The 21,570-nt window shown below is 60.3% G+C and carries 23 protein-coding genes; all 23 read right to left on the reverse strand.

Annotated elements, in window-relative coordinates:
* Window positions 1-7: 7 nt before the first annotated feature.
* Window positions 8-1,231, reverse strand: coding sequence for a flagellar motor switch phosphatase FliY (gene fliY / locus KJQ12_RS01790; protein ID WP_213483238.1), 1,224 nt, complete (start codon window positions 1,229-1,231; stop codon window positions 8-10).
* Window positions 1,221-2,216: a flagellar motor switch protein FliM gene (gene fliM / locus KJQ12_RS01795; RefSeq protein ID WP_213483239.1), complete on the reverse strand. Its 996-nt coding sequence runs from the start codon at window positions 2,214-2,216 to the stop codon at window positions 1,221-1,223. The genes fliY and fliM overlap by 11 nt, the downstream gene beginning before the upstream one ends.
* Before the next feature lie 44 nt (window positions 2,217-2,260).
* Window positions 2,261-2,737 (reverse strand): flagellar basal body-associated FliL family protein, encoded by a 477-nt coding sequence (locus KJQ12_RS01800; protein WP_213483240.1) that lies wholly within the window; start codon window positions 2,735-2,737, stop codon window positions 2,261-2,263.
* Window positions 2,734-2,961 (reverse strand): flagellar FlbD family protein, encoded by a 228-nt coding sequence (locus tag KJQ12_RS01805; RefSeq protein WP_213483241.1) that lies wholly within the window; start codon window positions 2,959-2,961, stop codon window positions 2,734-2,736. The genes KJQ12_RS01800 and KJQ12_RS01805 overlap by 4 nt, the downstream gene beginning before the upstream one ends.
* 73 nt (window positions 2,962-3,034) lie before the next feature.
* The gene (gene flgG / locus KJQ12_RS01810; RefSeq protein WP_213483242.1) at window positions 3,035-3,856 is read right to left on the reverse strand and encodes a flagellar basal body rod protein FlgG; all 822 of its coding nucleotides are present in this window, start codon (window positions 3,854-3,856) and stop codon (window positions 3,035-3,037) included.
* Window positions 3,857-3,946: 90 nt separating this feature from the next.
* A complete protein-coding gene (locus tag KJQ12_RS01815) occupies window positions 3,947-4,336 on the reverse strand; it encodes a TIGR02530 family flagellar biosynthesis protein (RefSeq protein ID WP_213483243.1) in 390 nt (129 codons plus the stop codon).
* Complete coding sequence (locus KJQ12_RS01820) at window positions 4,329-4,772, reverse strand: flagellar hook capping FlgD N-terminal domain-containing protein (RefSeq protein WP_213483244.1); 444 nt, start codon at window positions 4,770-4,772, stop codon at window positions 4,329-4,331. The genes KJQ12_RS01815 and KJQ12_RS01820 overlap by 8 nt, the downstream gene beginning before the upstream one ends.
* A gap of 39 nt (window positions 4,773-4,811) precedes the next feature.
* Complete coding sequence (locus tag KJQ12_RS01825) at window positions 4,812-6,287, reverse strand: flagellar hook-length control protein FliK (protein ID WP_213483245.1); 1,476 nt, start codon at window positions 6,285-6,287, stop codon at window positions 4,812-4,814.
* Between the two features lie 60 nt (window positions 6,288-6,347).
* Window positions 6,348-7,235, reverse strand: coding sequence for a MotE family protein (locus tag KJQ12_RS01830; RefSeq protein ID WP_244860364.1), 888 nt, complete (start codon window positions 7,233-7,235; stop codon window positions 6,348-6,350).
* 42 nt (window positions 7,236-7,277) lie between these two features.
* The gene (fliJ, locus tag KJQ12_RS01835; RefSeq protein ID WP_213483247.1) at window positions 7,278-7,724 is read right to left on the reverse strand and encodes a flagellar export protein FliJ; all 447 of its coding nucleotides are present in this window, start codon (window positions 7,722-7,724) and stop codon (window positions 7,278-7,280) included.
* 8 nt (window positions 7,725-7,732) lie between these two features.
* Window positions 7,733-9,058 (reverse strand): flagellar protein export ATPase FliI, encoded by a 1,326-nt coding sequence (gene fliI / locus KJQ12_RS01840; RefSeq protein WP_213483248.1) that lies wholly within the window; start codon window positions 9,056-9,058, stop codon window positions 7,733-7,735.
* A complete protein-coding gene (fliH, locus tag KJQ12_RS01845; RefSeq protein ID WP_213483249.1) occupies window positions 9,039-9,872 on the reverse strand; it encodes a flagellar assembly protein FliH in 834 nt (277 codons plus the stop codon). The genes fliI and fliH overlap by 20 nt, the downstream gene beginning before the upstream one ends.
* On the reverse strand, window positions 9,865-10,884 hold the full coding sequence (gene fliG, locus KJQ12_RS01850; RefSeq protein WP_015254971.1) for a flagellar motor switch protein FliG: 1,020 nt from the start codon (window positions 10,882-10,884) through the stop codon (window positions 9,865-9,867). The genes fliH and fliG overlap by 8 nt, the downstream gene beginning before the upstream one ends.
* Window positions 10,885-10,894: 10 nt before the next feature.
* On the reverse strand, window positions 10,895-12,472 hold the full coding sequence (fliF, locus tag KJQ12_RS01855) for a flagellar basal-body MS-ring/collar protein FliF (protein WP_213483250.1): 1,578 nt from the start codon (window positions 12,470-12,472) through the stop codon (window positions 10,895-10,897).
* Between the two features lie 43 nt (window positions 12,473-12,515).
* Window positions 12,516-12,812, reverse strand: coding sequence for a flagellar hook-basal body complex protein FliE (gene fliE / locus KJQ12_RS01860; RefSeq protein WP_213483251.1), 297 nt, complete (start codon window positions 12,810-12,812; stop codon window positions 12,516-12,518).
* A gap of 25 nt (window positions 12,813-12,837) precedes the next feature.
* Complete coding sequence (flgC, locus tag KJQ12_RS01865; protein ID WP_213483252.1) at window positions 12,838-13,296, reverse strand: flagellar basal body rod protein FlgC; 459 nt, start codon at window positions 13,294-13,296, stop codon at window positions 12,838-12,840.
* 5 nt (window positions 13,297-13,301) lie between these two features.
* Window positions 13,302-13,709: a flagellar basal body rod protein FlgB gene (flgB, locus tag KJQ12_RS01870; RefSeq protein WP_213483253.1), complete on the reverse strand. Its 408-nt coding sequence runs from the start codon at window positions 13,707-13,709 to the stop codon at window positions 13,302-13,304.
* A gap of 261 nt (window positions 13,710-13,970) precedes the next feature.
* On the reverse strand, window positions 13,971-14,744 hold the full coding sequence (codY, locus tag KJQ12_RS01875; protein ID WP_015254976.1) for a GTP-sensing pleiotropic transcriptional regulator CodY: 774 nt from the start codon (window positions 14,742-14,744) through the stop codon (window positions 13,971-13,973).
* 62 nt (window positions 14,745-14,806) lie between these two features.
* Complete coding sequence (hslU, locus tag KJQ12_RS01880) at window positions 14,807-16,201, reverse strand: ATP-dependent protease ATPase subunit HslU (RefSeq protein WP_015254977.1); 1,395 nt, start codon at window positions 16,199-16,201, stop codon at window positions 14,807-14,809.
* A 40-nt stretch (window positions 16,202-16,241) separates the two neighbouring features.
* Window positions 16,242-16,784 (reverse strand): ATP-dependent protease subunit HslV, encoded by a 543-nt coding sequence (gene hslV, locus KJQ12_RS01885; RefSeq protein WP_015254978.1) that lies wholly within the window; start codon window positions 16,782-16,784, stop codon window positions 16,242-16,244.
* 46 nt (window positions 16,785-16,830) lie between these two features.
* Window positions 16,831-18,144 carry an FADH(2)-oxidizing methylenetetrahydrofolate--tRNA-(uracil(54)-C(5))-methyltransferase TrmFO gene (gene trmFO / locus KJQ12_RS01890; RefSeq protein ID WP_213483254.1) on the reverse strand — a complete coding sequence of 438 codons (1,314 nt, stop codon included), beginning with the start codon at window positions 18,142-18,144 and terminating at the stop codon, window positions 16,831-16,833.
* Between the two features lie 64 nt (window positions 18,145-18,208).
* Window positions 18,209-20,302 (reverse strand): type I DNA topoisomerase, encoded by a 2,094-nt coding sequence (topA, locus tag KJQ12_RS01895; protein ID WP_015254980.1) that lies wholly within the window; start codon window positions 20,300-20,302, stop codon window positions 18,209-18,211.
* A gap of 36 nt (window positions 20,303-20,338) precedes the next feature.
* Entirely contained in the window at window positions 20,339-21,451 is a 1,113-nt protein-coding gene (gene dprA / locus KJQ12_RS01900; RefSeq protein WP_213483255.1) for a DNA-processing protein DprA, read from the reverse strand.
* Window positions 21,452-21,570 lie beyond the last annotated feature (119 nt).

Raw genomic sequence — 21,570 nt, forward strand, 5'->3', positions numbered from 1 at the left:
GGGGTGATTATTGTAATTTTTGGATCCGATCCCATTGGCTGACGATTTCGGTTACGCGTACGCCAAAGTTTTCGTCAATGACGACAACCTCGCCTTTTGCGATCAGCTTGTTGTTGACGAGAATATCCACCGGTTCGCCCGCCAGCTTGTCCAGCTCGATGACCGATCCTTGGGACAGTTCGAGAATTTCCTTAATTTGCTTCGACGTCCTTCCCAATTCTACCGTCACTTTGAGCGGAATGTCGAGAAGCAGATTCAAGTTCGTATCATCAGCCTGCACGTACGACGCACCGCCGAAGTTCGGGAATTGGACCGGCTGAACGTTCACGCCGCGTGTCGGAACGGAACCGTAGGTCTGCGGTCCGGACGGCGGCGCAACCGGCGGCTGCATGTACGGCTGCTGCTGTTGCGGCGGCTGCATATACGGCTGCTGCGGAGGCTGCTCCTGCGCATAGCCTTGATGGGATGCCGCCTGCGGCTCCGCATGGGACTGTTCCTGGGAAGCCGTCGGCGCCGGTTCCGGTGCTGCTTGCGACGACTGCGCGGACGGGTCGCCGCCGATCAAGTTCCGGACGAGCTCCTTGACGAACGGAACCGGAAGCAGCTGCATGATGGTCGAGTCGATCAGATCGCCGATCGTCAGCCGGAACGAAATCTTGACGAACACGTTGACCGGAGGCAGGCTGCTCACGCCGTCGCCTTTCATCACGTCCAGAATATTGACGGATGGCGGCGAAATGTTGACCAGACGGTTAAAGATGGTCGACATGGACGTGGCGGACGAACCCATCATCTGGTTCATCGCTTCCTGCACGGCGCTGACGTGAATCTCGTTCAGCTCTTCCTCGTCCTTGACTTCCCCTTCGCCGCCGAGCATCAGGTCGGCGATAATTCGCGCGTCCTTCGTCTTGATCACGAGCGAATTGATGCCCTGGAATCCTTCGACGTATTGAACGTGAACGGCAACATGGGGCCTCGGAAATTCGGTTTCCAGGTCTTCGCGTCGGATAATCGACACCTTCGGCGTCGTAATGTCCACCTTCTTGCCGAGCAGCTGCGAGAGCGCCGTCGCCGCGCTGCCGAACGTAATGTTGCCGATTTCCCCGATCGCATCCTCCTCAACCGGATCGAGCGTTTCTTCCTGCGCGTCCTTCGAGGCCGGCTCCGCTTCATTTGCCTGCCGCAGCAGAGCGTCGATCTCTTCCTGCGACAAGTAATCTTTACTCGTCATTTTCCTCCGCTCCTTCCACGATCTCGTCAATTTGCACGGCCATGCGGTCCCGGATCGTGCCGGCCGAGCCGATAAACTTCAGCTTCTCGCCGACCCTGATGTGCAGCCCGTCATCGGTGCGCGTGTTCAGCGTGATGACATCGCCCGGCTGCAGACTCAAGAATTCACGGATCGTGATCGTCGAACTGCCGAGCTCGGCAATGATCGGCAATTTGGCCTTGCTGACCCGGCTGTTCAGAATGTCGATCTCTTCAGGCGCGCGGGTTTTCTTCTGCGCGACGAACCAGTGATGCACCGAGAGACGATGCATGATCGGTTCGATGACCACGTGCGGTATGCAAAGGTTGATCATCCCCGTCGTATCGCCGATCTTCGTGCTGAGCGAGATGAGCGCGATCGTCTCGTTCGGCGACACGATCTGCATGAACTGCGGATTGGTCTCCAATCCTTCGAGCCGCGGGTTGATGTCCAGCACCGTCTTCCACGCTTCCGCCAGGCTGTCCAGCGCCCGGTTGAAGATGCGCTCCATGATGCTGTTCTCGATATCCGTCAGCGCATTGATCTTGGTCGGAGCGTTGCCTTGCCCGCCCAGCATGCGGTCAAGCATGGCGTATGCGACGTTCGGGTGTACTTCGAGCACCATCCGGCCTTCCAGCGGATCGGCTTCGAATATGTTCAGGATCGTCATCTTCGGGATGGACCGAATGAATTCGTCGTACGGCAGCTGTTCGACCTGCACCACGTTGATCTGGACGAACGTTCTCAACTGCGCGGAGAAGTAGGTGGTCAAGTAACGCGCAAAGTTCTCGTGAATGCGCGTCAGGCTGCGCAGATGGTCTTTCGAAAAGCGGACGGCGCGTTTGAAGTCGTAGTTGCGAATCCGCTTCTGCGTCTCCTCTTTCTTGAGTTCCTCCGCGTCCATCTCGCCGGATGACAGCGCCGCGAGCAACGCGTCTATCTCGTTCTGCGAAAGTACATCCACCACAATGCTCACCCCCTGGAAGGAACCGGTGCGGCCGTCCGCCGCGATCAGATTCGCTGTATGATGATGTTGGTGATCTCGACCTTGGTCAGTCTGCCGTGCGTCAGTTCGGGATTGATCAGATTGAACAACCTGGCGTTCAATTCATCCTTGCCCTTGGAACCGCGCAGTTCTTCTTCCGTCATGTCGGACAACGTGCGGATGATGATCGGCTTGATGGAAATGTCCTTGATTTTCTCGAATTCTTCCTTTGCTTTCTTGCTGTCAAGCCGGAAGGCGAGACTCATGACGACGACATAATTGGTATCCAGCAGATTGGTACGGATGTCCTGGATTTCCGCGGTCATTTCAACCCGTTCATCGGCCGTCAGCTTCTCCGGTTCCACCTGTTCGACGATTTTGTCGACCTCGCCGGAACCGCTGCCCGAATCGTTGAACAGCCGGTCATAGATGAAGAAGGCCGCAACGACGATCAGCGTAATGGCGAGCAGAATGGTGATCAACCAAGGCAACAGTCTCTTCATGTCTCAGGCCCCTCCAATTGTTCGCTGCGAATGACGGACGCCACCAGGCCGATTCCGCGCAAGTATTCCTGCGTTCTCGCGATGAGTTCGGCCGCGGGTTCCGAAGCCATCACTTTCTTTCCGGTCAAAAGCGTGATAATGGTATCCGGAACTTCTTCGATCGTTTCGATCAGAAGCGCATTGATGACAACCTTCGTCCCGTTCAGGCGCGTCACCTCGATCATGAGTTTCCCCCTTCGCCGCCGCCGCGCGGGGAGACGGCCTGACCGCCCCCCGCCCGGCCTTATGAACCAGCTATCAGCGTTTCAGGTTGACGACTTCCTGCAGGATTTCGTCCGAGGTCGTGATGATGCGGGAATTCGCCTGGAATCCGCGCTGGGCGACGATCATTTCAGTGAACTCCAGGGTCAGGTCGACGTTCGACATTTCAAGCTGACCGGAGATGATGACGCCCGTGCCGGCTTCCGGATCGCCCGGCGCCGTTAATTCGATCTCGCCGTCCAGGTTGGCGTTCGGCGTCACGCGATACAGATTGCCGCCGATTTTCTCCAGCCCGGCGGGGTTGGCGACGCGTACGACCGCGATCTGGATCCCCGTGTCTTCCATCGTGCCGTCGGCGTTGACGGCGATGATCGAGCCGTCCTGGCCGATCGTGAAGGCGGTGACGTCCTCGCCGATCGTGACCGGCTCGCCGCCGGTGCTCAGCACGAAGTAGCCGTCGCTGGTGACGAGCTGACCCGCCGCGTCCAGCATGAAGTTGCCGGCCCTGGTCAGATACGGCACTTCCTGGTCGGCGTTGGCCGCGATCGCGAAGAAGCCGTCGCCGTCAATGCGCAGGTCCGTCGCGACGTTCGTCGTCATCGCGCTGCCCGGCGTATGGATGGTGTCGATCGCGGCGACCGCGACGCCGAGGCCGACCTGCTTCGCGTTGACGCCGCCGGTCTCGCCTTCTTCCGGAGCCGTGAAGTTCGCGACTGTCTGGCTCAGGATATCCTTGAACATGACGCGCCCGGACTTGAAGCCGATCGTGTTGACGTTGGCGATGTTGTTGCCGATGACGTCAAGCTTCGTCTGGAAACCGCGCATGCCGGACACGCCGGAATACATCGATCTCAACATGGGATTCGTTCAACCTCCCGTGTCAAACTGTTGTGGAGCAGCCGCTTCCATCGATCCGCGGCTGCGGGGCCTCCTGTCAGGTCCAGCCCGTCAAGTGATGACGACCGCGCTGTCGATCTGGGTAAAGACGTTTCCTTCCGCAGATCCGCCGTCGATCGCGGTAACGACCGTCTTAGACGGCACGTTGACGATCATCGCAATGTCCCGGTACAGAATGAGGGAATCCTTCGCGCCTTTCGCCTCGGCCGCTTCGACCGCCGTGACGATCTTGCTCAGCTGTTCGGGTTTCAGGCTGATGCCTCTCTGCTGCATACGCATTTCCGCATGCCGGCTGAATTTCAGCTCGCCCGCCTTGAGCAGCGTCTGGAACAGGACGCCTTCATCCGTTCCGGTATGCTGCGTGCGGGGCTGCACCGGTTTGCCGATGCCGATCGGCTGCTTCGCCGGATACAACTGCCCGATCCGGATGCCGTCAGCCATCGGTGCCGCCTCCTCCCGGCAGCGACATCGACGTGATGGCGCTCAGGCTGATCTCCTGGTTGCCGATTTTGGCCAATGGTTCGCCGTCGCGGACGACGATGGAGTCAACGATGCCTTGCCGCGTCACCGGCTGTCCGGTCTGCTGATCCATCTCGACCCATTCCACGCTCTTGCCGATCAGGCTGGAAGCGATGCCGAGATTGTTTCGGAGCGCCGACATCTCGCCCACCAGGTTCATCAGCTGCTCAACCGACGTGAACTGCGCCATCTGGGCGATATATTCGGTGTTCGACAACGGTTCGAGCGGGTTCTGGTTCCGCAGCTGGGTGACGAGCAGATGCAGAAAGTCGTCCTTGCCCAGCACGTTCTTGTCCTTGTCGGCTGCGGCCGCTCTTACGTTGCTGGCATGATAGTACGGCCAGACAACGTTTGCCATTCGTTCTCACCTCCGCTCGGGGGCATTCGGGTGATTCCGTCAAGCCTTCACATTGATGGCACGTCCATAACCGAGTTCACGGATTGCAGCCTGTTCGAGCAGTTCCGTCTCGAAGACGGGAAGCGCATCATCCGGACGGTTTCCTCTGCCGCCTTCATGACGCTCCTGACCGCCGCGCTGCCGCTGCTCCTGGAACAGCTGGCTCTGCGCCGCCGCGCTGCCGTAGGTCACTTCCAGTCTGTCAACCTGGATGCCCTGGCTCTGAAGGGCGCCGCGAAGCACGACGAACTGGTTCTCGATCAGGTCCTTCGCAATCGCGTTCTCCGTCATGAACTGCGCCGTCAGCTGCCCGTTCTGCAGGGTGATGCGGACGGCCACCTCGCCGAGATGCTCCGGTACGAGCAGGATGCGGGCTTCCGACACCCCGTTCGAAGCGCTCAGACTCATCTGTCTGACCGCCATGCCCGAAATGACTTCATGGAACCGTTCCACCGGAACGGTGTGCACGGGCTGGCGAGCAGCCGCCTCCGTCCGGACGGTCTCAGCCGCCGCGCTTGCGGACTGCGGCCCGACGGCCTGCGTGATCGGCGTCAGATCGGCCGATTCGGCTGCGGCAGCCTGAACGGACTCTGCCGGGGCAATCGTCTGCGGCTGTGCATTCGCTGCCGGGCCGTTGACGTTCGCTCCTTTCAGCGCCGCGTTCTGAACCGTTCCGGCCTCCGCGCCGCTCTGCCGCTGCGCCTCCGTCACGACCGCTGCAACCGATGCCTGCATCGGCCGGGCAAGCCGCGCCAGCAAAGCCTCCGCCGAAGAGCGGGTTTCCGTTCCCGTCGTCTTGATGTCTACGGTCTGCCGGGCTTCGGCTGACGCGTCCCGGTTCGCTTCATCCGCCGCGGTGAGCGCTTGTTGCAGCCGATCGATCAGCGCTTCAAACCTCGCGCTCTCCTGCCTGGTGAGCGGTCGGAACGCCCCTTCCGCGAGGAAGGCCCGCACGAAGGCAATCGTCTCATGCAGCCCTCCGCGGAATGCAACGCCGTCCGCGGTGTCCGCTTCCGCCGCCATGTCCGCCGGCTGTACCGGCGCTTCTTCCGTCTGGCCGGCATTCGCCAGCGGCAACGGGATGCCGAACATCGCCATCATGACGGCCTGCAGTTCTTCCAAAACGGCGTCGATTTCCGCTTGCTGCTCTTCCGTCAGCGGTTCCGCGCCGTTCTCGATCAATTGAAGGAGCGCGTCCAGCTGGTCGAACAGCGATTTGCCCGGCGTCCCGCCCAGCAGGTCCGCCCATTCTCCGCTTGACAGTTGGTAAGCAATCTGATGGACAACCTGCGTCTGGTTATCCTGCCGAACGGTGCCGCCGGCGCCCGAAACCTGCGCCACGAGCATGCGGCCGAACGCGCCGCCGTTCTGTCCGGACTGCGGATTGGCTCCCGCCGTCTGACCCGTTGCTGCCGGCTGCTGCGCCGATGCTCCCGCTACCGAAGCGGTAATAACCATAGCCGGATTCATTGACATCTGTGTTCACCCCCTTTCAAGCGTTTCGCCGCAGCCGGCCGGCTGCCGGTCAACCGATGATCAGCGGTCGACCAGCTTGTTGACCAGCTGCGCGGTATATTTCGCGTTCTTCTTCTGCATGGCTTCCAGAATGTCCGCCCGTGAAGCAGCCGGAAGCGAACCGAGCAGATCGAGCACTTTGCCCGGATTCAGATCGGCCATCTGCAGCAGAATTTCCGCCGCGCTGTCCGGACTCATCGAGCTGAACGTCGCGCTGAGCTGGCTCGCATCCAGACTGGTCGAGTTTTCAGCCCGCGCCGTTTCATACTCGTCAAGCCTTGCCTGCAGCGCGGCGATCTGCCGGTCTTTCGCCGGAACCGTATCTTTGAGGCGCACCGTCGCTTCCGCGGCTACCTTCGGGGTCATTTTCTCCATTACGGAGACGCGGATCTCCGGACGCATCGCGTCCATGATCAGCACCATTTCTTCCATTGCCATGCTCTCGAGAATCGGCGCTGCCTTGCTCGGCGAAATCTGCCCGAACATCGCGGCCAGCTCGCTTATGCGCGCCTGATATTCCTCGTCGGACAGCTGTCTCTCCGCGCTCGCTTGCGTCATTTCTTCAATCCGGGCCTCAAGCTGCGCCACCGTCTGTTCCAATTCGGCACGAATGCCGGCGAGCTCGGCCAGCTCGGCTTCCTTCTCCGCGAGCTGCGATTCCAGCTCCGCGATTTTCTCTCCCTGATTCCTTTCACGGATCGCGTTCTCATTCAGCGTGTCTTTCCCGGCGGGCGCATCGGGCACGATCCGCTCAAGCACCGGCACCTTGTTCGCCGTTTCGAGCATCCGGTTGCGCAGGTCGGGATTGAACAATGTGAGCAGCACCCCGACCAGCACCAGCGTGAACAGGATCGGCGTCAGGAAGAACATGAATCGTTCCAGTCCGCTGTATGTTTTCTCCGCCTCCACTTCAGCCAAGCGCGTCCCCTCCTTACCTGCCGACGGCGGCCGTCAGTTCGCTGTAAAGACGAACCGTACGGCTGCGATCTCATCCAGTTCGTTCTGTTCCGATCGTTGCTGCATGCGCATGAAGTGTTGGAACGCCCGCTCCTTCGCCTTGAGCCATACTTTTTCATCGACCATCCGGTCGGCCAGAACCTCCCGGCACCGCTCCTTCTCGGCAGCAGCGCGCTGCACGTTCTCCTGCTGTTTCCGGATGGCGGCATTCAAATATTCAACATAGGACTGCATCATCTGCAGCTCGGCCAGACTGGCGCCGGATTCGGCTTCGTTCTGCAGCCGCCCGAGCCATGCGGCAAGTTCCTCCTGCAGTTGCCCGAGCGTCCGTTCTTCCTGTTCCAGCTTGCCGACGGCGGCGGCCAGCAGCCATTCCGCCTGCGTCTTCTCGCTTGATTTCAGGTCGACGATCTTCTGATAAGGGTACCGGTATCTCGCCATCGCACCGCTTAACCTCCCAGGAACTCGCTGAGCAACCGCTGCTGCGACTCCTCGAAACTGACTTTCTCATCCGTCCGTTGCGTGGCGTAACTGCGGATGCGATCGTAAAATTCGATCGCGCGATCAATTTCTGCATTGGATCCCCGCTGATACGCCCCTATATTGATGAGGTCTTCCGAATCTCTATAAATGGAAAGCAGGCGTTTGAACTGATTGGCTGCTTCCAGCTGCTCCGCAGGCACGATGTCGTTCATGACGCGGCTGACGGAAGCCAGAATGTCGATTGCCGGATAATGACCTTTGTTCGCCAGGCTGCGGCTGAGCACGATGTGCCCGTCAAGAATGCCGCGGACGGCGTCGGCAATCGGTTCATTCATGTCGTCCCCATCCACCAGCACCGTGTAGAACGCCGTGATCGAACCGGTTTTGCCGGTTCCCGAACGCTCGAGCAGCTTCGGCAGCATGGCGAAAACCGACGGCGTGTAACCGCGCGTGGCCGGCGGCTCCCCGATGGCGAGGCCGACTTCGCGCTGGGCCATCGCAAACCGCGTGACCGAATCCATCATGAGCATGACGTCCAAGCCGCGGTCGCGGAAATATTCCGCAATCGTCGTGGCAATCAGCGCGCCTTTGATCCGGATGAGTGCCGGCTGGTCGCTGGTCGCGACGACGACGACGGAACGCGCCAGTCCTTCCGGGCCGAGATCCCGCTCGATGAATTCGAGCACTTCGCGGCCCCGCTCGCCGATGAGCGCGATGACGTTCACATCGGCCGACGTGTTGCGGGCGACCATGCCGAGCAGCGTGCTCTTCCCGACGCCGGAGCCGGCGAAAATGCCGACCCGCTGTCCGCGTCCCACGGTGAGCAGCCCGTCGATCGCGCGCACGCCGATGCCGAGCGGTTCGGTTACCCGCGGACGGAAGAGCGGATTGGAAGGAACATTGTGCGTCGAGTAGTGCGCCATGCGCACCGGTATGCGCGAACCGTCGAGCGGCTGTCCGAGCCCGTCAAGCACTTTGCCGAGCAGCTCGCTGCCGACCGGCACGGTCAACGGTTTCCCGGTGCTGACGACATCGCAGCCCGGACCGACGGCATGCAGTTCACCGAGCGGCATCAGCAGCACCTTGTTGTTGCGGAAGCCCACAACCTCCGCCTTGATCGGCTTGCCCGATTTGGCGGGATAGATGAGGCACACATCGCCGACGCTCGCATCCGGCCCCTCCGACTCGACGGTCAGACCGATGACCTGCGTCACTTTGCCGTTCATCCGCACCGGATCGACGGAACGGAGCACTTCAAGATAGGGCTCGCTGTCAAGCTTGTACGCCTTCATCCGCGTGCCTCCGCTCCCCGGCCTCCGCCGCAGCCTGCAGCAACGCCTGTTTGATTTCTTCCAGCTGGGTGTCGATGCGCGCGTCAATGCTGCCGAAAGAAGTGCGGATGACGCATCCGCGGTCCGTCACGGTCGGATCCGGCACAATCTGCAGCTCGGCCTGAGAATCGACGGCCATCTCCAGCTCGTCGCGCGCCGCCATGACGAACGACAGTTGATCCGGAGCCACGCACAGCGTAACAAGGCCCTGTTCCCGCCGCCGCGCCAGCGACTTGCGGATCAGTTCAATCGTCCATTCGGGCGAGCGTTCCAGTTCGCGGTCGATGATCTTGCCCGCGATGGCGACGCTGAGTTCAACCAGGAACGGTTCCGCTTCCTGGATGATTTGCTCTTTGATACGATAAGCTTCTTCGAGCAGCGCCTTCGCTTCGGCGATTCTGCCCGTCCATTCCTGCCGGACGGCTTCCTCGGCTTCGGCGCGGCCTTCCGCGTACCCTTGCTCGTAGCCGTCCCGGCGGGCGGTCTCCGTAATCTCGAGATCTTGCGCGCGTCGTTCCTGCCACCACTGCTCGATCTGTTCTTCGGCGTTGCGCCTCGCCTGCTCGGCCTGTTCCGCCGCCTGGCGGATGCGCTCTTCGGCCTCGGCTTCGGCGTCGCGCAGAATCTGTTCCCTTAAAGCCGCCGTCTGAGGGTCCGGCCCGTTCTGGTCGTCACCATCCTGCGACATGGCAGCCGGCTGGTGCTTCCGGATCAGTTCCAGCCGCCTCAGGTCATCGAGCGAGACGACGTGGGACGATTTGATCAGGTTAGACAATGATGTCGTCACCTCCGCCGCGCGCGATAATGATCTCGCCGGCTTCTTCCAGCCTGCGGATCGTCGCTACGATGCGCGTCTGCGCTTCTTCGACGTCACGCAGCCGGACGGGTCCCATATATTCCATTTCTTCCTTGAAGGTTTCGGCCATCCGCTTCGACATGTTGCGGAAGATGACCTCGCGGACTTCTTCGCTGGCCACCTTGAGCGCAAGCTGCAGGTCCGAGTTCTCGATGTCGCGGATGATGCGCTGGATCGAACGGTTGTCGAGGTTGACGATGTCCTCGAACACGAACATCCGTTTCTTGATCTCTTCCGCAAGCTCCGGGTCCTGGATCTCGAGCGAGTCGAGAATGGTCCGTTCCGTGCCGCGGTCTACGCCGTTCAGGATCTGCACGATCGATTCGATGCCGCCCGCCATCGTATAGTCCTGGGTAACGGTCGACGACAGCTTCTGCTCGAGAATCCGTTCGATCTGCGTGATCACTTCCGGCGATGTGCTGTCCATCAAGGCGATGCGCCTCGCCACATCGGCCTGTTTGTCCTGCGGCAGTGCCGACAGGATTGCCGCGGCCTGCTCCGGCTGCAGGTACGACAGCACCAGCGCGATGGTCTGTGAGTTCTCGTTCTGAATGAAGTTGAAAATTTGCGCCGGATCGGCTTTCCGCGCGAAATCGAAGGGTCGGACCTGAAGCGTCGCGGTCAGCCGGTTGATGACTTCCATTGCCTTGTGTTCGCCGAGCGCTTTCTCCAGGATCGTCTTCGCATACTGGATGCCGCCCTGCGATATGTATTCCTGGGCCATGCAGATCTGGTGAAACTCGGTCAGGATCGCCTGTTTCTCGGCGCTGTCGACCTTGCGGACATTCGCGATTTCCAGCGTCAGCTGCTCAATCTCTTCGTCACGCAAATGCTTGAAAATATGCGCCGACACCTCCGGACCGAGCGTGATCAGCAGAATGGCCGCTTTCTGTCTGCCCGTCAATGCTTGCGGTGTCGCTGCCCTTGCCATCGTTCCACCTCTATTCATCCACTAGCCACGTGCGGAGCAGATTGACGAAATCGTCCGGTTTGCGTTTCGCGAAATGTTCCAGTTGTCTGCGCATTTGCGTCTCGGTCGTCACCTGATCGAGATCGATCGTCGGCAGTTCCACCTTCGGCTGCTCGGCTTCAAGCGCAGCCGCTTCCTCTTCCGCCGCAATCCGGTCAAGTCTCCGCTTGCGCAGGTAGAGGAACAGCGCGACGAGCAGGATGGCAGCGAGCGCGCCCGCGATGGCGAGAATCGTCGGAAGCGTCACACCGGACGAACCGCCGGCGGTGTCCTGGACGAACGGCTGCGAGATAAGGGAAACCTTGCTCGCGACCACATCGTCGTTCGACAGGTCAAGTCCCGATTGCGCCAATTGCGTACGCACCAGCCGGGTCAGATAATCCATGACGAAGGCGCGGTTTTCTTCGGTCAGCACGCCTTCCTGGATGCCGATGCCGATCGACAGATCCTTGACGACGAACGGAGCCGACACGATCTGGTTCTGGATCCGGCTGACTTCATAGTTCGAAATGCGCGAATTCTCTTCCGAGCTGCTCGTGCTGGACCCGTCGATGGCATCATAGCCGGGAATGTCGGTTTCGCCTGTGCCGGCGACGCCTCCGGGTCCCGTCGTGCCCGTGGTCGAGCTGGAGCGGATCTCTTCGCTGATCACGACGCCGGTCGTGCTTCCTTCCTGCGGCTGAACGAGATTCTCCACCGATGTCTTCTGGTCGAAGTTGAGCGTGCTGTTCACGCTGACCGCGAGATTCTCGGCGCCCACCATCTGGCCGAGGAACTGCTGGATCTCCCGCTTCAGGTCGGACTCATATTTGCGCTGGATCCTGAATTGCGCTTCCGCTGCCGACGAGGCGAAATTGACACCGCCTCCCGCTTTCTCGGAAGCGACGAGTTCCCCTTGCGGGCTGGAGATCGTGATGTTCTCGACGCTCAAGTTGGGAACCGCCGTTTTCACCAGGTTGTAATAGGCGTCAATCTGGTCCTGCGTGGGGCGGAATCCCCGTTTGAACTCGATCGTGACCGATGCCGAAGCCTGATCCCTTTCATCGTTCAGGAACACGGACTCTTCCGGAAGATTGATGAGCACGTTGGAGCGCTGAACGCCTTCCATCGAATTCAGCAGCCGCTGCACTTCCCCGTTCAGAGCGTCGCGGTAGCGAACGTTGAACTCGTTGTCGGTCATCCCGAACTGGGAACCGGAATCCCTGAACGATTCAAAGCCGATCGAGCCGTTGCGGACGATGCCCATGGAGCCGATTTCCACTTTCACCCGCGAAGCGGCGGAAGCGGGCACCGAAATGCTCGTGCCGTCGTTGCCGAGCTTGTACGGAATTCCTTCGGCGTTCAGATGTTCCATGATGGCCGCGGCGTCCGTGGCGTCCAGGTTCTGGAACGCCAGCTCGTATTCTGTTCTGGAGAACAGGTACGTCAGAACGACAATCAGCAGGATGAGGCCGCCCGCTGTCGCAGCAAGATAGATCCGCTGCTTCTTGCCGAATTGCTGCCAATATTGCGCGACGCGTTCGCGGTATTGGGCAAATCTCTCGTTCACGTTTTCACCTCACCCGGTATCTGTGCTATGACGTTTGGTGCGATCAGACCTGCATTCTCATAATTTCTTGATACGCTTCGATCACCTTGTTGCGTATCTGAGCGGTGAGCTGAAGACTGAGCTTGGCCTGTTCGGAGACAATCATCAGCTCCGACACATCCGCTTCGCCGACAATGAACCTTTCGGTCGTCTGCCGGACGGCGTTTTCCTGCTGCGCCACGCTGTCAATCGCCTGCTTCAGATAGTCGTTGAACTGCTCCATCGATTCTGCAGGCGTCTGCCTGTTCACGCCGGCAACGGTACCCAGCAGCGATCCGGCGCCGGTCAATCCCTGGATCATACGCAATTAAACCTCCGTTTCAAGATCAGGTCTGTCTGCCGATTTCCAGCGCTTTGGTGAACATGGCTTTCGATGCGTTGAGGGCCGTCACGTTGGCTTCATACGAACGGGTCGCGGAAATCATGTCCACCATTTCCTTCAGGATGTCGACGTTCGGCATCCGGACATACCCGTTCTCATCCGCATCGGGGTGGGCCGGATTGTACACCAGTTTGGCAGGCGTGGAATCTTCCACGATGCGCGCCACCTTGACGCCGGACGACCGGCGTTCGCCGCCGGACAATTTCGCGTTCAGCATGTTCGAGAACGAATTCCGGACCGGTTCGAGGACGACCAACTTGCGCGCATAGGGCTCCCAACGGCCGTTCACGAACCGTCCGCGGTTTGTCTCCGCGTTCGCGATGTTGGATGAGATGATGTCCATCCTGAGCCGCTGTGCGGTCAGCGCGGAAGCGCTGGCTTCAAAACCGTCATTCAATCTCAAGGCGGTTATCTCCCTTCAATTCCGATCCGAAGCATCGAGATCTCGTGATTGAGCTGTTGGATCAGGGCGTTGTAGCGCAGCTGGTTCTTGGCGAGCAGCGCCATTTCGCGATCAATGTCGACATTGTTCGCGCTGTTGTGCATCGACGTGCTGTCGTCCGTCACCAGCTTCGGCTTGACAACGCTTCCCGATCCGCCGAACGGAATATGCTTCTCATGCGTCCGACGGGCGACCAGCTTGGGCGCCTGACTGCCCAACCGGCCGGCCAGCAGCTCCTCAAACAGGACTTCAGACCGTTTGAATCCGGGGGTGTCGACATTTGCGATGTTGTCGGCGATGACCTGCTGCCGCAGTTCCGCTGCCGATATGGCCCCCTTGAGCCTGGCCATATCGGCCCCGCCCAGCACATTCATCAATAATCCCCGCCTTTCTGCATGGTTTTTTCCGGCTAATCTTTGGTACCTAATTCAACAAATAATGGGTAATTCCTGCTTCTTATCGACAAATCCCTATAAAAATCAACAGTAGTCTTGTCGATATAGAAAAGATTGCGACAGCCGGCCGACATTTCTAATGATGAATTTTTTTTAATCTGGTCACAATATGAAAAAAGCACTATCTTCTCAGAGGAAGATAGTGCTTTTTATAGCCGATGCGGTTATCTTACAAATGTCTTACGACCTCATTTTGTCGAGTTCCTGTAGCAATTGAGGATTAAGAATCTTAATATATGTGCCTTTCATCCCAAGGGATCGCGTCTCAATAACGCCCGCACTTTCCAGCTTTCTCAGCGCATTGACGATAACCGAACGTGTAATGCCTACCCGATCTGCGACTTTGGAAGCAACCAGCAGTCCTTCCTGCCCATCCAGTTCTTCGAAAATATGTTCGACTGCTTCCAGCTCGCTGAAGGACAGGGAATTGACCGCCACCAGAACGGCCGCTCTGCTTCTCGCTTCCATTTCAATTTCCTCTGCCCGTTCGCGCAGAATCTCCATGCCGACAATTGTCGAACCGTATTCCGCCAGAATGAGATCGTCCTCTCCGAAAGGACCGGTGTCTCTGGTAAGAACAAGGGTTCCGAGCCGGTCGCCTCCGCCGATGATCGGAACGACCGTCATGATCCGGTGTTCGGACATCTCGGGAAACGTGACGGCAATGCCGGGATCGGGCTCGGTATTTGTCACCGTCTCCTGCATGTTCATGAACCGTTCGTTCGTCTCCGGCGGAAAATGGATTTCGCCGGTTGATGATACAGCGCGTATATGATCATTTTCCCAGGGACGCGCGGCCGCGCAGCCGAGCAATTTCCCCCTTCGGCTGACGACGAATACATGGGCTTGAATCGTCGAACCCAGCACCTCGGCCATCTCCCGAAAATTAAGCGGCTTTCCGGCTGCTCGCTGCAACAGCCGGTTCAGCGCCCTGGTCTTTGCTAACAATGTCATGCCTGATCCTCCCGAGATCTCCGCAGCCGGCAGCATTCCGCCCGGGCGGCGTTGCCGGAGCATTATAGAATATATTGGCTAAGATCGCGGTTCTGCGCAATATCGCCGACTTTCTCCCGGACATATTCCGGCGTGATCGCGAAATGCTCCAGGTTGAGCTCCGGCGCCTCGAACGACAAATCTTCGAGCAGCTTCTCCAAGATCGTGTGAAGCCGCCGGGCGCCGATATTTTCGGTCCGCTGGTTCACGTCGGCCGCGATTTGCGCCAGTTCGCGGATCGCTTCTTCCGTAAATTCGATGTGAATTCCTTCCGTTTCGAGCAGCGCGGCATATTGCTTGGTCAGCGCGTTCTTCGGCTCGGTCAGGATCTTCACGAAGTCGTCCAGCGAAAGGCTGGACAGTTCCACCCGGATCGGAAATCTGCCCTGCAGCTCAGGGATGAGATCCGCCGGTTTGGCGATATGGAAAGCCCCTGCGGCGATAAAAAGCACGTGGTCGGTCTTCACCGGACCGTACTTCGTCATGACGGTCGAACCTTCGACGATCGGCAGAATGTCGCGCTGCACGCCTTCGCGGGACACGTCGGGGCCCGTACCGCGGCTGGGGCTTGCGATCTTGTCGATTTCGTCGATGAAAATGATGCCGGATTGTTCGGCTCGGCGCGTCGATTCCGCGATGACGTCGTCCATGTCGATCAGCTTGTTCGCTTCTTCCTGGATGAGCACCTTGCGCGCTTCCTTGATCGGAAGCTTGCGTTTCTTCACCCGCTTCGGCAGCAGATGGCCGAACAGTTCCTGCATGTTCATGCCGAACGTCTCCATCCCCTGCCCGGGCAGCATGTCGAGCATGTTGGGGCCCGCGTCCTCCACCTCGATCTCGACCAGTTCGTTTTCCAGCTCGCCCGCAGCCAGCCGCTCGCGCACCACCCTCCTGCGCTCGGCAATGGCCGAATCCAGCTCGGGCTCTTCCTGCGTCGTGCCTCCCTGCTGGCCGAACAACATCTCGAGCGGATTGCGGTTGCTCTTCGGTTTCTGCCCGCTCGGCACAAGCAGCTGAACGAGCCGTTCGTTCGCCTGACGCTCCGCCTTGTCCCGCACCTGTTCCGTCCGCTCGGCCTTGACCATCCGGATCGCCGTCTCCACGAGATCGCGCACCATCGACTCCACGTCGCGTCCCACGTAGCCGACTTCCGTAAACTTCGTCGCTTCCACCTTGACGAACGGCGCGCCGACCAGCTTCGCCAGTCTCCGGGCGATCTCCGTCTTGCCGACTCCCGTCGGACCGATCATCAGAATATTCTTCGGCACGATCTCATCCCGCAGCGACTCATCCAGTTTGCTGCGGCGGTAACGATTGCGCAGCGCAACCGCAACGGCGCGCTTGGCGGCTTTCTGCCCCACGATGTACTTGTCGAGTTCCGCGACAATCTGACGCGGTGTGAGCGCTTCGCTGCTCATCTGGTTCCCTCCGATCGCCTGCCGCTTGACCGGCAAGGAATTAGATTTCTTCAAGGATGATCTGCCGGTTCGTATAAACGCAAATATCGGCGGCCGTCTCCAGCGCCGCCCTGGCCATCTCGCCCGCCGTAAGGCCCGGCGCATGCCGCTTCAGGGCGCGCGCAGCCGCCAGCGCGAATCCGCCGCCGGAACCGATCGCCAGAATGCCGTCGTCCGGCTCGATGATCTCGCCGCTTCCGGACAGCAAGAGCAGTCCGGAAGCATCCATGACGATCATCATCGCTTCCAGCCGCCTGAGCACCCGGTCGGACCGCCAATCCTTCGTCATCTCGACGGCGGCGCGCTGAAGGTTGCCCTGATGTTCCTCGAGCTTGCCTTCAAACTTCTCGAACAGGGTGATCGCATCCGCCACCGCGCCGGCGAATCCGGCGACAACCTGCCCGCGGTACAGCCGACGCACCTTCTTCGCCGTATGTTTCATCACCATGTTGCTGCCGAACGTCACCTGGCCGTCGCCGGCGATGGCGCCGCGGCCTTCATGGCGCACGGCGCAGATTGTGGTGGCGTGGAACGTCGTATCCATCGCGTCTCACTCCTTTCGCTGTCTCTTGCAGCGGATAATGCCATCGTCAGGCCAGCGTGCGCTTGAACGCCTCCAGCGTTTCAAGCGCGCGCCGGGCAATCGCTTCGTTCTTCTCCTTCTTCCCCCGGATGCGTTCCGCAAGCGGCGGGAACAGCCCGAAATTGGCGTTCATCGGCTGAAAATTACTGAAATCGGCGGTCGTGATGTAATGTGCCATGCTGCCGTGCGCCGTCTCCTGCGGCGGCACGACCGGATCGAGTCCGCGCGCGAGCCGGCCCGCGTTGATGCCGGCCAGCAGCCCCGAAGCGGCGGATTCGACGTAGCCTTCAACACCGGTCATCTGACCGGCAAACAGCAGCGTCTCCCTGCCCTTGAACTGGTACGTGGGCTTCAGCAGCTTCGGCGAGTTGATGAACGTGTTGCGGTGCATGACGCCGTAACGGACGAATTCCGCCTGCTCGAGCCCCGGAATCATGCCGAACACCCGCTTCTGTTCGCCCCACTTGAGGTGGGTCTGGAAGCCGACAAGGTTGTACAGCGTGCCGGCCGCATTGTCCTGCCGAAGCTGCACGACGGCGTAGGGCAATTTCCCCGTTCGGGGGTCGGGAAGGCCGACCGGCTTCAGCGGTCCGAACAGCAGCGTCTGGCGGCCGCGCGCGGCCATCACTTCGATCGGCATGCAGCCTTCGAAATAGATCTCCTTCTCAAATTCCTTCAGCTCCGCCTTCTCCGCCGTCACCAGCGCGTCGTAGAAGGCGTTGAACTGCTCCTCCGTCATCGGGCAGTTCAGGTATGCGGCTTCCCCTTTGCCGTACCGGGACGCCATGTACACTTTCTCCATGTCGATCGAGTCCCGTTCGACGATCGGGGCGGCCGCGTCGTAGAAGTAGAAGTACTCTTCGCCGAGCAGCTCCCGGATGCGCTCCGAGAGCGCCGGAGACGTGAGCGGACCGGTGGCGACGACAACGATGCCCTCAGCCGGAATCTCCGTCACCTCTTCGTTCCGCACCTCGATCAGCGGATGGTTCCGAATGCTGTCGGTCACCGCTGCCGAGAAGCCGTCCCGGTCGACGGCCAGCGCGCCTCCCGCCGGTACGGCATGGGCGTCGGCCGAACGGAGAATGAGCGATCCGAGCCGGCGCATCTCTTCCTTCAGCACGCCGACCGCGTTTGTCAGCCCGTTCGCGCGCAGACTGTTGCTGCATACCAGCTCTGCAAATTTGTCCGTGTGATGCGCGGGCGTGCTTTTGGCCGGCCGCATCTCATAGAGGGTGACCGGCACGCCCTGGGAAGCGATCTGCCAGGCGGCTTCGCTTCCCGCAAGTCCCGCGCCGATCACGGTCACATGTTTGCTCCCCACTGTCGCTATGCTCCTTTCACAGACGCCGGACAGGACAGCGGCATCGGGCATTGCCCGATGCCGGCTAGGCTTGTTCCTGTTCTTCCGGCATCTCCTCGCTGTGGCCGCATTCCGGGCACAGCAGCTTGCCGCCGGAGCGGCTGCGTTTTTCGACCAGCCGGCTTTCGCATACGGGACACGATTTGTCCGACGGACGGTCCCACGACACGTAGTCGCAGCCGGGGTACTTGTCGCAGCCGTAGAAAATTCGGCCTTTCTTGCTTCGCCGCTCGATGATTCGGCCTTCCCCGCACTTCGGGCAGGAGACGCCGATATCTTTCAGAATCGGCTTGGTGTTCCGGCATTCCGGGAAGCCGGAGCAGGCGAGAAACTTGCCGAACCTGCCCATCTTGTAAACCATCGGCCGGCCGCATTTGTCGCAAGTCTCGTCCGATACTTCTTCCTGCAGCTCCACTTCCCGCATTTCGTCTTCGGCGATCTTCAGCCGCTTCGAGAACGGTTCGTAGAACTCGTTCAGCACCTCGACCCAGTCTTTCTTGCCTTCCTCGACATGGTCGAGATCATCTTCCATGTGGGCGGTGAACTCGACGTTCAGAATTTCGGGGAAAAACTCCTCCATCAGCTGGTTGACGAGCAGGCCGAGTTCGGTCGGAACGAATTTCTTGTCCTCGATCGCGACGTAGCCGCGCTTGTGGATCGTCTCCAGCGTCGGCGCATACGTGCTCGGCCGCCCGATGCCGAGTTCTTCAAGCGCCCGGACGAGACGGGCTTCCGTATAACGCGGCGGCGGCGACGTAAAATGCTGCTTCGGCTCAATGGCCGTGCGCTCGACGGTCATGCCTTCCCGCAGCGGCGGCAGCAGATTTTCCTCGTCGGAGGGGCCGTCGTCGCTCCCTTCCACGTACACCTTCATGAAACCCGGAAACTTGATCTTCGAACCTGTCGCCCGGAACGTCGCGCGTCCCGCCTTGATGTCGACCGTCATCGTGTCGAGCACGGCGGAGCTCATCTGGCTGGCGGTGAATCGTTCCCAGACCAGCTTGTAGAGGCGGTACTGGTCTTTCGTCAGATAAGGCTTCACCGTTTCCGGATCGCGATGGATCGACGTCGGCCGGATCGCTTCGTGGGCATCCTGCGCGTTCGAATTTCTCTTCGCGTAGACACGGAACTGTTCCGGTGCATATTCCGCGCCGAATTTCTCCACAATGTAGGCTTTCGCTTCTTCCTGGGCGACAGGGGAAATGCGGGTCGAGTCGGTGCGCATGTACGTGATCAGACCGACCGATCCTTCCCTGCCGATGTCGACGCCTTCGTAGAGCTGCTGGGCGATCGACATCGTCTTCGCCGCGCGGAAGCCGAGTTTGCGCGCCGCTTCCTGCTGCAGCGTGCTCGTAATGAACGGAGGCGCCGGATTGCGGAGCCGTTCGCGCTCTTTCACCTCGGAGACGACGAACGGCTGGCCTTCGATCGCGGCCAGCACCTGCTGCACTTCCTGTTCGTTCGGCAGCTCCTTCTTCTCGTTATCCAGCGCGTGGAATTTCGCTTCGAACGGCAGATTGTCCTGGACCAGCCGCGCGGTGATCGTCCAATACTCTTCCGGCACGAACGCATTGATCTCGTTCTCCCGGTCGATGATCAGCTTGACCGCGACCGACTGGACGCGCCCCGCGGACAGGCCTTTCTTCACTTTCTTCCATAATAATGGACTGATCTTGTAGCCGACGAGCCGGTCGAGGATGCGCCGGGCCTGCTGGGCGTTGACCAGGTCCATGTTGATCGGACGCGGCGACTTGAACGCATCCTTGACCGCCTGTTTCGTGATCTCGTTGAACACGACGCGGCAGGCTTCCCCCTGGTCCAGTTCGAGATAATGGGCGAGATGCCAGGCGATCGCTTCGCCCTCGCGGTCGGGGTCCGCCGCAAGATACACTTTCTTCACTTTCTTGCTCGCGTCTTTCAGCTCTTTCAGCACGCTGCCCTTGCCGCGGATCGTGATGTATTTCGGCTGGAAGCCGTTTTCGATCTCGACGCCGGTCTGGCTTTTGGGCAGGTCGCGGATGTGGCCCATTGACGCTTTCACGATATATTTGCTGCCGAGATATTTGCTGATTGTCTTCGCCTTCGCCGGCGATTCGACAATGACAAGCGAATCAGCCATAGATCAGCCTCTCCTCTGCGGGTTCAGATTCCGATCTCATCGGACGCTGTACAGGGAACCCGGATGCTGCTCGATTTTGCGTTTTAATGTTAAATTTATCAGAAGAGCATGTAAATGTCCAAACGGAATGCCGGTGAGCTCCGCCAGTTCGTCGGATGTCTTCGGCCCTTCCTGCAGAAGCTGCACGATGCGGCGCTCCTCCTCCGTCATGCCTTCCTCCGCTTGGCGCGCCGCTTCAAGCACCCTGCGCCGGCTCTCGAGGCCGGCCTCGGAGAGCCACAGATCGGCCATCACATCTTCCGGACCCGTGAGCAACTTGGCCTTCTCGCTCTTGATCAGCATGTTCGTGCCCTTGCTCTTCGGCGAGCCGATCATGCCGGGAACGGCGAACAGCTCGCGGTCGAAATCCCTCGCCAGATCAGCCGTGATGAGCGAGCCGCTCCGTTCCGCCGCCTCGACGACGATCGTGCCCCGCGTCATGCCGGCGATGACCGCGTTGCGCGCCGGAAACAGGCCCGGATGGCCGGGCGTACCGAGAGGAAACGGCGAAACGAGAAGCCCCTGCTCGGCGATCCGCTGGTAGAGCGGCGCGTTCTGCGGCGGATAGATGGTGCCGATCGGCGTGCCGAGCACCGCGATCGTGCTGCCGGAGCCGCGCAGCGCGGCTTCGTGGGCGCAGGCGTCGATGCCGCGGGCGAGTCCGCTGACGATCGTGATGCCGACGTCGGACAGCCGCTCGGCGAGCATCCGCGCCGTCTGCCGGCCGTATGCGGTCGGGAGGCGCGTGCCGACGACCGCGTAGGCCGGATAATTCAGCAATTCCTTGCGCCCCTGCACGTAGAGGACGGCGGGCGGATTCCTCAATTGGCGCAGCAACTCGGGATAATCCTCATCCTCGACGGTCACCCATTCCACGCCCATGCCGGCGTAAAGCCGCTTCCGCTCCTCCGTGAACGAACGCGACAGCGAGCGCCGGACGGCGTCCGCGCGCAGCGGGGGCAATCCGAATTCGATCCACTCTTCTTCCGAGTAATGCACGCAGGCCTCCAGGAGCTCCCGCTCCCGAAGCTCCCGGATCGTGGCGGGCCCCACACCCTCCGTCTCGTGAAGGGCAAGCAGAATGTCCCGCCGCGTCCAACCCTGACCCATGACATGACTCCTTTCCATGGGCCGCACGCATTCTCATCCTATTGTGCGTCACGCGGAAACAGAATGCAAGCGGCGCATCAAGATTTGGGTGATGGCAAAGCAAACAGCCTTCCCTTCTC

Source organism: Thermobacillus xylanilyticus (genome assembly GCF_907165215.1).
Lineage (GTDB): Bacteria > Bacillota > Bacilli > Paenibacillales > Paenibacillaceae > Thermobacillus > Thermobacillus xylanilyticus.

What these genes read in the sequence shown, in the direction of transcription:
- fliY (WP_213483238.1), bottom strand. Translation starts at nt 1,231, where the DNA reads ATGACGAGTAAAGATTACTTGTCGCAGGAAGAGATCGACGCTCTGCTG.
- KJQ12_RS01800 (WP_213483240.1), bottom strand. Translation starts at nt 2,737, where the DNA reads ATGAAGAGACTGTTGCCTTGGTTGATCACCATTCTGCTCGCCATTACG.
- KJQ12_RS01805 (WP_213483241.1), bottom strand. Translation starts at nt 2,961, where the DNA reads ATGATCGAGGTGACGCGCCTGAACGGGACGAAGGTTGTCATCAATGCG.
- flgG (WP_213483242.1), bottom strand. Translation starts at nt 3,856, where the DNA reads ATGTTGAGATCGATGTATTCCGGCGTGTCCGGCATGCGCGGTTTCCAG.
- KJQ12_RS01815 (WP_213483243.1), bottom strand. Translation starts at nt 4,336, where the DNA reads ATGGCTGACGGCATCCGGATCGGGCAGTTGTATCCGGCGAAGCAGCCG.
- KJQ12_RS01820 (WP_213483244.1), bottom strand. Translation starts at nt 4,772, where the DNA reads ATGGCAAACGTTGTCTGGCCGTACTATCATGCCAGCAACGTAAGAGCG.
- KJQ12_RS01825 (WP_213483245.1), bottom strand. Translation starts at nt 6,287, where the DNA reads ATGTCAATGAATCCGGCTATGGTTATTACCGCTTCGGTAGCGGGAGCA.
- fliJ (WP_213483247.1), bottom strand. Translation starts at nt 7,724, where the DNA reads ATGGCGAGATACCGGTACCCTTATCAGAAGATCGTCGACCTGAAATCA.
- fliI (WP_213483248.1), bottom strand. Translation starts at nt 9,058, where the DNA reads ATGAAGGCGTACAAGCTTGACAGCGAGCCCTATCTTGAAGTGCTCCGT.
- fliG (WP_015254971.1), bottom strand. Translation starts at nt 10,884, where the DNA reads ATGGCAAGGGCAGCGACACCGCAAGCATTGACGGGCAGACAGAAAGCG.
- fliE (WP_213483251.1), bottom strand. Translation starts at nt 12,812, where the DNA reads ATGATCCAGGGATTGACCGGCGCCGGATCGCTGCTGGGTACCGTTGCC.
- flgB (WP_213483253.1), bottom strand. Translation starts at nt 13,709, where the DNA reads ATGAATGTGCTGGGCGGGGCCGATATGGCCAGGCTCAAGGGGGCCATA.
- codY (WP_015254976.1), bottom strand. Translation starts at nt 14,744, where the DNA reads ATGACATTGTTAGCAAAGACCAGGGCGCTGAACCGGCTGTTGCAGCGA.
- hslU (WP_015254977.1), bottom strand. Translation starts at nt 16,201, where the DNA reads ATGAGCAGCGAAGCGCTCACACCGCGTCAGATTGTCGCGGAACTCGAC.
- hslV (WP_015254978.1), bottom strand. Translation starts at nt 16,784, where the DNA reads ATGGATACGACGTTCCACGCCACCACAATCTGCGCCGTGCGCCATGAA.
- topA (WP_015254980.1), bottom strand. Translation starts at nt 20,302, where the DNA reads ATGGCTGATTCGCTTGTCATTGTCGAATCGCCGGCGAAGGCGAAGACA.
- dprA (WP_213483255.1), bottom strand. Translation starts at nt 21,451, where the DNA reads ATGGGTCAGGGTTGGACGCGGCGGGACATTCTGCTTGCCCTTCACGAG.